This is a genomic window from Streptomyces sp. NPDC087422 (assembly GCF_044744145.1).
Lineage (GTDB): Bacteria > Actinomycetota > Actinomycetes > Streptomycetales > Streptomycetaceae > Actinacidiphila.
Genome location: NZ_JBIUXT010000005.1, coordinates 188,814 through 200,811 on the forward strand (window position 1 = coordinate 188,814; position 11,998 = coordinate 200,811).

Annotated in this window: 11 protein-coding genes; all 11 read left to right on the top strand. The window is 71.7% G+C overall.

What is annotated here, in order from left to right; genetic code table 11:
- The first annotated feature begins 19 nt into the window (after positions 1-19).
- Positions 20-1,378 carry a Rieske 2Fe-2S domain-containing protein gene (locus tag ACIO6U_RS17935; protein WP_401720045.1) on the top strand — a complete coding sequence of 453 codons (1,359 nt, stop codon included), beginning with the start codon at positions 20-22 and terminating at the stop codon, positions 1,376-1,378.
- Between the two features lie 15 nt (positions 1,379-1,393).
- Positions 1,394-1,957, top strand: a complete 564-nt coding sequence (locus ACIO6U_RS17940) for a 3-phenylpropionate/cinnamic acid dioxygenase subunit beta (protein WP_401720048.1) — start codon at positions 1,394-1,396, stop codon at positions 1,955-1,957.
- A 48-nt stretch (positions 1,958-2,005) separates the two neighbouring features.
- Positions 2,006-2,320 (top strand): bifunctional 3-phenylpropionate/cinnamic acid dioxygenase ferredoxin subunit, encoded by a 315-nt coding sequence (locus ACIO6U_RS17945; protein WP_401720051.1) that lies wholly within the window; start codon positions 2,006-2,008, stop codon positions 2,318-2,320.
- On the top strand, positions 2,317-3,582 hold the full coding sequence (locus tag ACIO6U_RS17950; protein ID WP_401720054.1) for an NAD(P)/FAD-dependent oxidoreductase: 1,266 nt from the start codon (positions 2,317-2,319) through the stop codon (positions 3,580-3,582). Before ACIO6U_RS17945 ends, ACIO6U_RS17950 begins: the two co-directional genes overlap by 4 nt.
- Positions 3,579-4,436: an alpha/beta fold hydrolase gene (locus tag ACIO6U_RS17955; protein ID WP_401720057.1), complete on the top strand. Its 858-nt coding sequence runs from the start codon at positions 3,579-3,581 to the stop codon at positions 4,434-4,436. Before ACIO6U_RS17950 ends, ACIO6U_RS17955 begins: the two co-directional genes overlap by 4 nt.
- The gene (gene hcaB / locus ACIO6U_RS17960) at positions 4,436-5,248 is read left to right on the top strand and encodes a 3-(cis-5,6-dihydroxycyclohexa-1,3-dien-1-yl)propanoate dehydrogenase (RefSeq protein ID WP_391048151.1); all 813 of its coding nucleotides are present in this window, start codon (positions 4,436-4,438) and stop codon (positions 5,246-5,248) included. Before ACIO6U_RS17955 ends, hcaB begins: the two co-directional genes overlap by 1 nt.
- Positions 5,249-5,458: 210 nt before the next feature.
- Positions 5,459-6,946 (top strand): MFS transporter, encoded by a 1,488-nt coding sequence (locus tag ACIO6U_RS17965; protein ID WP_391048148.1) that lies wholly within the window; start codon positions 5,459-5,461, stop codon positions 6,944-6,946.
- Between the two features lie 187 nt (positions 6,947-7,133).
- Complete coding sequence (locus tag ACIO6U_RS17970) at positions 7,134-7,994, top strand: 2-keto-4-pentenoate hydratase (protein WP_401720060.1); 861 nt, start codon at positions 7,134-7,136, stop codon at positions 7,992-7,994.
- Positions 7,991-9,079 (top strand): acetaldehyde dehydrogenase (acetylating), encoded by a 1,089-nt coding sequence (locus tag ACIO6U_RS17975; protein ID WP_401720063.1) that lies wholly within the window; start codon positions 7,991-7,993, stop codon positions 9,077-9,079. Before ACIO6U_RS17970 ends, ACIO6U_RS17975 begins: the two co-directional genes overlap by 4 nt.
- Before the next feature lies 1 nt (position 9,080).
- On the top strand, positions 9,081-10,103 hold the full coding sequence (dmpG, locus tag ACIO6U_RS17980) for a 4-hydroxy-2-oxovalerate aldolase (RefSeq protein WP_401720066.1): 1,023 nt from the start codon (positions 9,081-9,083) through the stop codon (positions 10,101-10,103).
- Between the two features lie 605 nt (positions 10,104-10,708).
- Positions 10,709-11,992: a lycopene cyclase family protein gene (locus tag ACIO6U_RS17985; protein ID WP_401720068.1), complete on the top strand. Its 1,284-nt coding sequence runs from the start codon at positions 10,709-10,711 to the stop codon at positions 11,990-11,992.
- Positions 11,993-11,998: the final 6 nt, after the last annotated feature.

Sequence of the window (11,998 nt, forward strand, 5' to 3'; positions counted from 1 at the left end):
GTACGCCAAGGAGAACACCATGAACGACTCCCCGCGCGCGGTGGACCAGCTCGATGACCTGGTCTCTCTCGAAAGAGGCGAGATCGACCGGCGCATCTTCAGCGACCAGGAGATCTTCGATCTGGAGATGACGCGGATATTCGGCCGGGCCTGGCTCTTCCTGTGCCACGAGACGCAGATCCCCAAGCGCGGCGACTTCTTCGAGGCCCCGATGGGATCGGACAACGTCCTCGTGGTCCGGCAGCGGGACGGCTCGATCCGCGCCTTCCTCAACACCTGTTCGCACCGCGGCAACGCGGTGTGCCGGGCCGAGGAGGGAAACGTCCGCAATTTCATGTGCACGTACCACGGGTGGACCTTCGGACTGGACGGCGAACTCATCGGCGTGCCCGGCAAGTCCCTCTTCTACAAGGACAAGCTGGACCTGTCCAAGCACCCGCTGCGCAAGGTGGCGCAACTCGACTCCTACCGCGGCTTCGTGTTCGCCACCATGGACGCGGACGCGCCGCCCCTGGAGGAGTACCTCGGCGCGACGGGCCGGCTCGGACTGGACCTGCTCGCCGAGCGCGGCGACATGGAGGCCGTCCCCGGCGTCCAGAAGTTCACCGTCAGGACCAACTGGAAGTTCACCGTCGACAACGTCTTCGACTACTACCACCCGCAGATCACGCACATGTCGGCCTTCGCCGTCGGTCTCATCCCGGCCCCGCCGGACGAGTTCGTCGACGGCGGGGCCAGGACCGAATCCGGCGCCGACCTCGAAGTCCCCTTCCTGCCCAGCGACTTGCACAACGTCGTGATGGTGGGCGAGTACGGGCACGCGATCTCGGGTCCCGACCAGGAGTCGCTGGAGGTGACGGCGGGGGGCCGGGAGCTGTTCGAGTGGCGCTACACACCGCGGACCCAGGCCAAGCTCGGGCGGCACGGAAGCCGGGTGGGCGGCCACCCGCACATCTTCCCGACCGCCTGGGTCACGGCGAACGCGCAGCTCAGTCTGCGGGTGCCGCGCAGCCCCGACGTCACCGAGATCTGGTGGTACTCCTTCCGCGACAAGAACGCCTCGCCGCAGGAGCAGGCCGCCGCGCTGCACGCGCAGATCCACTTCTTCGGGCCCGCAGGAATGCTCGAACAGGAGGACGGCGAGAACTGGGCGCAGTCCACCCTCCAGGCCAAGGGCACCAAGAGCCGCGAGATCCCCCAGCTTCTGAAGATGGGTCTCGGCACGTCCGAGGTCGTCAAGGACGACGGCCTCGCCGTCATCGACGCGCCCATCAACGAGCACGCCCAGTTGTGGACCTACCACTCCTGGCGCGAGTGGCTCCGCAACCCCACGTGGGAGGGGCTGCGCAAGAGCACGGTTCCCCACGACCGCTACTAGGCCCAGGAGCCCGCGATGACGACCCACGCCGTACCCGCAGCGCGTGCCGTGCCCGCCGCGCACCCCGTCGACCTCGACACGCTGCTGCGGCAGCACGAGGTGGAGCAGTTCTACTCCTACGAGTCGGCGCTGCTCGACGCCCACCAGTACGAGGAGTGGGTCGGCCTCTTCACCGAGGACACCCACTACTTCATGCCGCTGCGGCGGACCATGACCAGGCGGCAGTTGCACCTGGAGTTCACCAAGCCCGGCGAGATGGCCTACTTCGACGAGGACAAGCAGTTCCTCCGGACGCGGGCCAAGAAGTTCGCCACCGGGACCTCGTGGGCCGAGGACCCGCCGTCCCGTACCCGGCACCTCATCACCAACGTCCGGGTGACCGGGGACAGCGGCGACGAACTCGTGGTGCAGAGCAATTTCCTGCTCTACCGCACCCGGCTCAAGAGCGACACCGACCAGTGGGTCGGCCGGCGCGAGGACACGCTGCGGCGTACGGAGAACGGGCTCGCGATCGCCAAGCGGTTCGTCTACCTCGACCAGACGGTGCTCCAGTCCGGCAACCTCAGCAACTTCTTCTGACCCCAACCCGCCCCGCGCGCCGTCCCGCGCCTACCGAAAGGTGCAGCAATGCCGTGGATCCGTGCCTGTTCCGTCGACGAACTCGACGACGGTGACGCACTCCAGATGCCGACGGTGCCGCCCGTCGCCGTGTTCAGGGCGGACGGCGAATTCTTCGCCCTGAACGACACCTGTACGCACGGCAAGTCCTCGCTGGCCGACGGATACGTGGACGGCGACCAGGTCGAATGCGCCTGGCACTTCGCGAAGTTCGACCTCAGGACCGGTTCCGTGCTGTCGCCGCCCGCGTCCCTCCCGCTGTGCACCTACCAGGTGAAGCTGGACGGCGACGACGTCATGGTCGAGATACCGGAGCGGAGTTGAGCACGTTGGCCGTCCCCGGCCAGAGCTGCGTCATCGTCGGGGCCAGCGCCGCCGGAGTCTGCGCGGCCGTGGCCCTGCGCGGCCACGGCTACCGAGGCACCGTCACGCTGGTCGACGCGGACCCCAACCTCCCCTACGAACGGCCGCCGTTGTCGAAAGGACTGCTCGACGGGGAGTCGGCCGGTCTCGTGCCCATCCAGCCCCCGTCGGTCTACCAGGACCTCGACATCGCGCTGCGGCTCGGCGAACGCGTCGTCGGCATCGATCCGGCCGCGCTCACCGTACGGCTGAGCGGCGGCGACGTCCTCGCCTGCGGGCGGCTGGTGCTGGCGACCGGTGTCGCGGCGCGCCGCCTCACCACGCCCGGCGCCGACGCCGACAACGTCCTGACGCTCCGGGACGCCGCCGACGCGGTACGGCTCCACGCGCGGCTGGCCCGCGGCGGCCCGCTGGTCATCATCGGCGCGGGCTTCATCGGCCTCGAACTCGCCGCCGTCGCCCGTCGGCGCGGCATCGAGGTGACCGTGGTCGAAGCGCAGCCGTATCCGCTGGCCTCCGTGCTCGGCCCGGCCGTGGCGGACCTGATGACGCGGCTGCACCGCGACCACGGGGTGCGGCTGCTGACCGGCGTCACGGTCACGGAATTCCTCGGCTCCCCGGCGGGCGTGGAGGCGGTGCGTCTGTCGGACGGCCGCCGCGTACCGGCCGCCACGGTCGTCGTCGGGATCGGCGTACGCCCGCGGACGGAGCTGGCCCGTACGGCGCGTATCGACGTCGACGACTGGGGCATCCCCGTCAACGAGTTCGGCCAGACCAGCCGGGCGTGGATCTACGCGACCGGCGATGTCGCGAGCCAGCCGCACCCGCACCTGACCGCCCGCGGCCGGCTCGAGCACTGGGAGGCGGCGCAGCGGCACGGTACGGCGGTGGGCAGCTCGATCGCCGGCAGCCCGGTGCGGTACACCGCGCCGCCCTACGCGTGGTCGGACCAGTACGACACCACGTTGCAGATCATCGGACGGCCCCGGCGCAGCGACGACTTCGTCCTCCGGGAGGGCGCCGTACCCGACCGGTTCCTCGCCTTCTGGCTGCGCCACGGTCGGATCGCGGCGGCAGCGGGCATGGGCGCCGCCCGCGAGGTCGGCGTGGTGAAGCGGCTCATCGCGGGAAACGTGCCGGTCGACAGCCGACTGCTGTCCGACCCCGGCCTCGACCTGCGCGGAACACTCAAACAGCACCTCGTGAGAAAGAGCGCGCAATGACGACCGTCACCTCAGAGATCACCCACGACTCCACCTACCGGCTGGTCGACACAGCCGACTACCAGATCCAGATCAACGAAGCCGGTGACGGCGATCCCGTGTTCCTGATCCACGGCACCGGGCCCGGCGCCACCGGCTGGTCGAACTTCGAGGCCAACATCCGCGCACTCGCCGCCGACTTCCGGTGCGTCGCCGTCACGATGCCGGGCTGGGGCGACTCCAACCCGCAGAGCGTGGCGACCGGACGCGACCAGGGCGCGGCCGTCACGCAGTTGATGGACGCCATGGGCATCGACCGCGCCGCCTTCGTCGGGAACTCCATGGGCGGCGCGATCGGGATGGTCATGGCCACCGAGCACCCCGAGCGGGTCTCGCACCTGGTGACCATGGGCTCGGGCATCTGGGGCGTCAACGTGATGACGCCGAACGGCATGTCCGAAGGCATCCGGATCATCTTCGACACCTACGAGGACCCCTCACCGGAGAACTTCCAGAAGCTGGTCGAGGTGATGTGCTTCGATCCGGCCCACGCCACCCGCGAGTTGGCCGAGGAACGCTCGCGCACCGCCGTGAGCAGGCCGGAGCACCTGCGCAACTGGCTGGAGGTGATGCGCGCGGGCGTCGGCGCGACCGGCTTCGCGCAGGCGGGGGAGAAGATGGCGCGGTCCGACGTGCCGACGCTGATCATCCACGGCCGGGACGACCGTACGGTGCACTACGAGACCAGCCTGCGCGCGCACGCGGTCATCCCGGACTCCCGGCTGCTGATGTTCGGCCGCTGCGGTCACTGGGCGCAGCTCGAACACGCCACCGAGTTCAACGCCACGGTCAAGCACTTCCTGGAACACCACTGATGGCCGCCGGACAGGGGCGTCTCGCCGGGCTGTCGGTGCTGGTGACCGGCGGCGGCTCGGGACTCGGCCGGGCCGTCGTCGACCGCTTCGTCGCCGAGGGCGCGACGGCCACGGTGCTCGAACGGTCGCCGGAGAAACTGGACAACCTGCGGGAGGCGCACGGCGACCGCGTACGCGGCGTACGCGGTGACGTCACCTCGGGAGAGGACAACACCGCCGCCGTCGAAGCGGCCGTGTCGGCCTTCGGAGGACTCGACACGTTCGTCGGCAACGCGGGCCTGTGGGACTTCGGCCGGGCGGCGCTCGACATGTCGATGGCCGAACTGGAGAGCGGCTACGAGGAATTGTTCGGCGTGAACGTCAAGGGCTACCTGCTCGGCGCCCGGGCGGCGGCCCAGGCGCTCGCCGAGCGGCGGGGATCGATGATCTTCACCCTGTCCAACGCCGCCCTGTACCCACGCGGCGGCGGCGTGCTCTACACCGCGTCCAAACACGCCGGAGTCGGACTGGTCGCGCAGTTGGCGTACGAACTCGCGCCGCGCGTGCGGGTGAACGCCGTCGCGCCGGGCGGGATGGCGACCGATCTGCGCGGGCCGCGCGCCATGGCGCTGGGCGACACCTCCATCAGCGACATGCTGCCGACCGGCGACCGGCTCCGTCGGTACTCCGCCCTCGACCTGGCCCCCAGCGCCGAGGACTACGTCGCCCCGTACGTCCTGCTCGCCTCGCGCGAGGAGTCCGCGACCGTGACCGGCGCGGTCCTCGACGTGAGCGCCGTGGGCACCCCGCGCCGCCCCGACCCCGCGCCGTAACGCTGTCCCGCGCGCCGTCCCACCGCTCCCGGCGGTGACGTGTTTCGGCCGCGTTCCCCCAGGCAGAACGTATTGCTGGCCGCTCACCTGGCCGAATCACATACTCCGGTCACCGGCCGCTCGCCGAGCGGCCCGCCCTCCGCTCGCAGGTGCCGACACCGCGGCGGGGATGGCCCCAGGGGCGTTCATGACATGAGGAGAGGCAGTGCGATGACGCACAGCGAAACACACCACCAGGAAAGACCGCGCGTCGAGAGACCCGTCCGTACCCGCGGGAGGAATCCCCTGATCGCCGTGGCCGCGCTGCTCGGCTTCACCTCGTCCGCGGTGACCTTCATGCTGACCCCGCTGCTTCCCGTGGTGCAGCGCGAGTTCCACCTGACGGTCGGCGACGTCGCGTGGGTGCTCACCTTGCTGCTGATAGGCGGCGGCGTCAGCACGATCCTGCTGCCGCGGCTGGCGGACGTGCTCGGCGACCGCGGAGCCGCGACACTGGGCGCCGCGCTCCTCGCGACCGGCATGCTCGTGCCGGGCATCTCGCACACCTTCCCCGCGATGCTGATCGGCGCGGCGGTCATGGGACTCGGCTCCGCGGCCGGTCAGCTCGGCGTCGGCGTCCTGCGCCGCCACCTGGCGGGCTCCTCGGTGCACACCGCGGTGATCGTCAGCCAGGTCGCACAGGCCGTCGGGGCCGGAGTCGGGCTCGTGGCCGGGGGGCTGGCGCTGAGCCGGGTCTCGATGCAGGACTTCTTCCTGGGCGCGACCGTCGTGTACGTCGTGGTGGGGATCTGCGTCTGGGCCGTCATCCCGTCGAGTTCCCGCGACGCCACGGCCGCGTTCGGCATCGGGAATGTCATCGGCCTGGTCGCCTGGATCGTCCTGCTGCTCTACGGCATCAAGACGGCCGGATCCGACGGCATCTCGTCGGCGAAGGCGATCGGCTTCGCCGCTGCCGGTCTCGCGGGCGGGGCCGTGTGGGTGACGCTGGAGAAGCGGTCGAAGACCCCGGTGTTCCATCTGGCGCTCCTGAGGTCCGGGACCGTCGCGCGGACGGTCGTGGCGGGCTTCACGATCGGCATGGCGATCCAGTCGGTCACCTTCCTCATCCCGTTCTACGTCCAGACGCCCTCCGCCGCGGGATACGGCCTCGGGTACGACGCCCTGGACACCGGGCTGTTGCTGCTGCCCTACTCGCTGCTCGGCGCGCTCGCCGGTATCGGCGCGGGCGTCCTCGGCGCTCGTACCAGGCCGCTGCTGGTGGCGGGGGTCGGCGCGACCTGTCACTGCGCCGCCGCGCTGACCTTGATCCTGGCCATGTCCGGGGGCGCCTCCGTGGCGTCGTTCCTGGTCGCCGCGTGCGTCTACGGCGTCGGCAGCGGCCTGGTGGGCGTCGGACTGTTCAGCTCCATCCAGAGCAGCGTCCGCGCGGAACTCACCGGAATGGGGATCGGCATGATCGGCATCATCATGACGATCTCCGGGTCGCTCGGCCCGGCGGTCTATTCGAGCATCCTCCAGTCGAAGAGTGTCGCCGCCGTCCCCGGGGTGCCGGCCGAGGACCGGTTCCGGATCTGTCTGCTCGTCGCGGGCTGCTGCGACGTCCTGGTCGCCTTCATCTGCTACTCCGCCCGCCGCGGACGGGTGCCCGCGTCCGCGCAGCCGTCCGTCGGCGCACCGGCCGACCAACTGACCAACTGACCAACTGACCTCGTGACCTCGTGACCTCCTGAGGTGGGGCCGGGCCGGGCGACGCTGCCGCCCGGCCCGGCCGGTCACCACCGCGTCGGATGCGCGGCGAAAAGGCACCGACGACAACCTCTGCCAATCATTCGGCCGTCGCCACCGGATCTCCGGTGGCCCCTGTTCTGTTGGGTGGCACACCACCATGGTTTCTTCCCGATCATCCACACGCCCGCACGGGGCCGGCGCACCCCGCCGGCCGGCCGCGGCCGACGAGGCCGCCGTCGCCGCCGCGGCGGCCCGGCTCATCGACGCCGCGGCGCGCGGCGTGCCCTGCGCACCGGTCCGCGACCTGATCGGCGCGGACGACCTGCCGAGCGCCTACGCCGTACAGGCCGCCGTCGCCGCGCACCGCCTGCGGGCGGGCGCCCGCGTCGTGGGGCGAAAGATCGGCCTCACCTCACCGGCGGTCCAGGAGCAACTCGGCGTCGACCGGCCGGACTTCGGCGTCCTCTTCGACGACATGGCGTTCCTCGGCGGTGACACCGTCCCGATCGACCGCGTGACACAGCCGCGGGTCGAGGCCGAGATCGCGTTCATGCTCGGCGACGACCTGACCGAAGGCCCGCTCGACCACGCTCAGGTCCGGGGCGCGATCGCCTGGGGTTCGGCGGCCCTCGAAGTGTGCGGGAGCCGGATCGCCGACTGGGACATCAGCTTCGCGGACACCGTCGCCGACAACGCCTCGGCCGGGGCTTACGTCATCGGCCCGCGGCGGCTCTCGCTCGACGCGTTCAGCCCGGTGGAGCAGCGGATGTCGATGTCGATCGGCGGCGACGAGGTCTCCACCGGCACCGGCGCCGCGTGCCTGGGCGATCCCGTCGCGGCGGTCGTCTGGCTCGCCCGGACCGCGCGGGAACTCGGCGATCCGCTGCGCGCGGGGCAGCTCGTGCTGTCCGGCGCGCTCGGTCCGATGCGTCCCGTCGTCGAAGGCGATGTCGTCGTCGCCCGGCTGTCCGGGCTCGGCGCGGTGCAAGTGCGGTTCGGCAAGGGAGAGCGGGCATGACGGAGACAGCGGGCACGCCGCGTACGACGGACGCGACGAAGACAGCGGGCGCGACGCGTACGGCGGACGCGACGGAGACAGCGGGCGCGACACGTACGACGGACGCGACGGCGGCAACGGGCGCGACGCGTACGGCGGGTGCGGCCAGGACGAAAGTCGCCGTCATCGGATCGGGCAACATCGGCACCGACCTCATGATCAAGGTGCTGCGCAACGCTCGGCACCTGGAGATGGCGGCCATGGTCGGCATCGACCCCGCCTCCGACGGGCTGGCGCGTGCGGCCCGCCTCGGGGTCGCGACCACCCACGAAGGCGTCGACGGTCTGCTGCGGCTGCCCGGCGTCGAGGACATCGCCATCGTCTTCGACGCCACGTCGGCCAAGGCCCACGAAGCGAACTCCGCCAAGCTGGCACCGCTGGGCAAGCGGCTCATCGACCTCACGCCCGCGGCGATCGGGCCGTACGTCGTCCCGGCGGTCAACCTCGACGAGCATCTCGCGGCGCCCAACGTGAACATGGTGACCTGCGGCGGCCAGGCCACCATCCCGGTCGTGGCCGCCATCAGCAGGGTGGTGCCGGTGCCGTACGCGGAGATCGTCGCCTCGATCTCCTCGAAGTCCGCGGGGCCCGGCACCCGGGCGAACATCGACGAGTTCACCGAGACCACGGCCGCCGCGATCGAGCGGGTCGGCGGGGCGCGGCGCGGCAAGGCGATCATCATCCTGAATCCCGCGGAACCGCCGCTCATGATGCGCGACACCGTCTTCGCCCTCGTCCGGGCGCCCGACGCCGAGGACCGGGAACGGATCAGCGCGTCGGTGGAGCGGATGGTCGCCGACGTCGCCGCCTACGTGCCCGGCTACCGCTTGAAGCAGCGGGTGCAGATCGACCGCATTCCGGCCGGGCAGCCCGTGCACAGCCTGCTGGACGCCGCGGCCGACAGCCCCACCCACCAGGTGTCGGTCTTCCTGGAGGTCGAGGGAGCGGCGCACTATCTCCCGGCCTACGCCGGGAATCTCGACATCATGACCTCGGCGGCCCTGCGGGTCGCCGAGCGGATCGCCGCGGCGAAGGCAGGAGTCTGAGATGTCGGCTGCGATATTCGTACAGGACGTGACACTGCGGGACGGCATGCACGCCGTACGCCACCGCATCACCCCCGAGGACGTGCGACGCGTCGTCACCGCCCTCGATGCCGCCGGAGTCGACGCGATCGAGGTGGCGCACGGCGACGGACTCGCCGGGGGATCGGTGAACTACGGTCCCGGATCCCACACCGACTGGGAGTGGATCGAGGCAGCCGCGGACGTCCTGCGGCACGCCCGCCTGACCACCTTGCTGCTCCCGGGCGTCGGAACGATCCACGAGCTGAAGCGGGCGTACGAACTCGGCGTGCGGTCCGTGCGCATCGCGACGCACTGCACCGAGGCGGACATCTCCGCGCAGCACATCGCCGCGGCGCGCGAACTCGGCATGGACGTCTCGGGCTTCCTGATGCTCTCGCACCTGGCCCCGCCCGAACAGCTCGCGCGGCAGGCCAAGTTGATGGAGTCCTACGGTGCGCAGTGCGTCTACGTCACCGACTCCGGCGGCCGGCTCACGATGGCCGACGTCGCCGCCCGCGTACGGGCCTACCGGGACGTCCTCGACGACGCCACCGAGATCGGCATCCACGCACACGAGAATCTGTCGCTGTCGGTCGCCAATTCCGTCGTCGCGGTGGAGAACGGCGTCCGGCGCGTGGACGCCTCGCTTGCGGGCCACGGCGCGGGAGCGGGCAACTGCCCGCTCGAAGCCTTCATCGCCGTCGCCAACATCTCCGGATACCAGCACCGCTGCGACCTGTTCCGGCTCCAGGACGCCGCCGACGACATCGTCAGGCCCTTGCAGGACCGCCCGGTGCGCGTGGACCGGGAGACCCTGACCCTCGGATACGCCGGTGTGTACTCCTCGTTCCTCCGGCACGCCGAGGCCGCCGCCGCCCGCTACGACGTGGACGTCCGGACCATCCTCATGGAGTGCGGCAGCCGACGCCTGGTCGGAGGGCAGGAGGACATGATCGTGGACATCGCGCTCGACCTGGTGGCGGCCCAGAGCCCGTCCGTCTGAGACGGCCGCGACCGGCGCGGGCCCGCAGCTGCCCTGCGCGGTGGGGGAAGCCGGATCGTCGCGGCGGCTGCCCACCGCGCGGGACACCGCTGTCCGGGCGGCGTGCGCGCGGTCCGGACCTACGCCGGAGACGGGCCCCGGCGGCCCCCCGAGAACGCGCACAGCGGGCGCGGCCGTCAACGACGGGTGGCGGCGGGCATGGTGCGCGCGACCCCCAGGACGTGCGCGCCGGATCGCCTGCCGGGAGTCGCCGGTCTTCGGGGAGATCCACGAAGAGAGCTGTCGGCGCTTCGGCCGCGAACTCGTCGCCGTCCCGGCCGGTGAAGCGGCCGACCGGGCGGCGTCGCTCGCGGACTCCATCGCGCGGCTCTCGTGTGAGGTCCGCCGCCAACAGCCGCGCCCAACACCCGCCCCCCACAGCTGTCTTGCGCGATTCCCAGGGCGGCCGGTACCGGGGGATCGCTCCTCGTAGACGTCCCCATTCGCGTGATCGCCGCTCGCCGCGCGCCCCGCGTGCATCCAACCGGGCCTTCGCTGCGGAAAGATCTGCAACGCGGCAGCCGGGCCCGGACGGCCAGGTGTTCGTCGCGCCGGGAGGAGCACGAGTGCGGGACGCGGACGTCGTGATCGTGGGTGCGGGCGCCGCCGGGCTCTCGCTGGCCCACCGGCTGTGCGCGCCCTCGGCCGCCCGGCACCGGCCCGCCGTGGTGCTGGTCGACGCGCCGTCCGGTCCGCTGCGACCGCCCGAGCGCACCTGGTGCTTCTGGGAGCCGCCCGGCGGCCCGTACGACGCGGTCCTGGCCGCCTCCTGGGACCGGTTGCGGGTCCGGGGACCCGACGGCTCGGCCACCGTGGCGGATCCCGCGCCGTTCCGCTACAAGATGCTGCGGTCCGGCGCCTTCGAACGGCTGGTGGGCGAGCGCCTGTCGGGACCGGACGGCTGCCGCCGGATCGAGGCGACGGTCGAGTCCGTCCAGGACACGGCCACCGGCGCGCGGGTCTCCGGGCACGACACGGCAGGTCGGCCTCTGGAGCTGAACGCCCGCTGGGTCTTCGACTCCCGCCCGCTCCCACGGCTCCCCGCGGCCCGCACGACGCTGCTCCAGCACTTCAGGGGCTGGTTCGTCCGCACCGCGGACGACGCCTTCGCCCCCGCTGTCGCCGACCTGATGGACTTCCGCACACCGCGTCCCGCGCACGGGCTGTCCTTCGGCTACGTGCTGCCGCTCGGGCCACGGCAGGCGCTCGTGGAGTACACGGAATTCTCCGCCGGGGTCCTGGACACGGCGCGGTACGACGCGGCGCTGCGGCACTACACCGACGACGTGCTGAGGCTCGGCCGGTTCGAGGTGACCGGCGTGGAGCAGGGCGTGATCCCGATGACCGACGGGCGGTTCACCCCGCGCGCCGGGCGTTCGGTGTTCCGGATCGGCACGGCGGGCGGCGCGACCCGCGCGTCGACCGGTTACACCTTCGCCGCCGTCCAGCGGCAGACCCGGGCCGTCGCCGACGCTCTCCTGACCGGCGATCCCACGGTCGGCGGCCGGCGGCGCCGCGCCCCCGTACCGCCCTCCCCGCACTCGCGCCGCTCCCGGGCGATGGACGCCGTCATGCTGCGGGCGCTGGACACCGGGCGGGTGGACGGCGCGGACTTCTTCACCGGGCTGTTCCGCCGCGTGCCGACCGAGCGTCTGCTGCGGTTCCTCGACGGCGGCTCAGGACCGGGGGAGGACTTCCTGATCGGCCTGAGCACCCCGGTCGCCCCGATGCTGCGGACCGTGGCCGAACTGCCCTTCCTGCGCAGGCGCGAGCCCGGCAAATCTGTCGCCCGCAGACCCGACCCGCCCCCTGTCGCGCCCGTGAGCCGCCGCCCCGGAGCGGCCCCTTGATGCCGC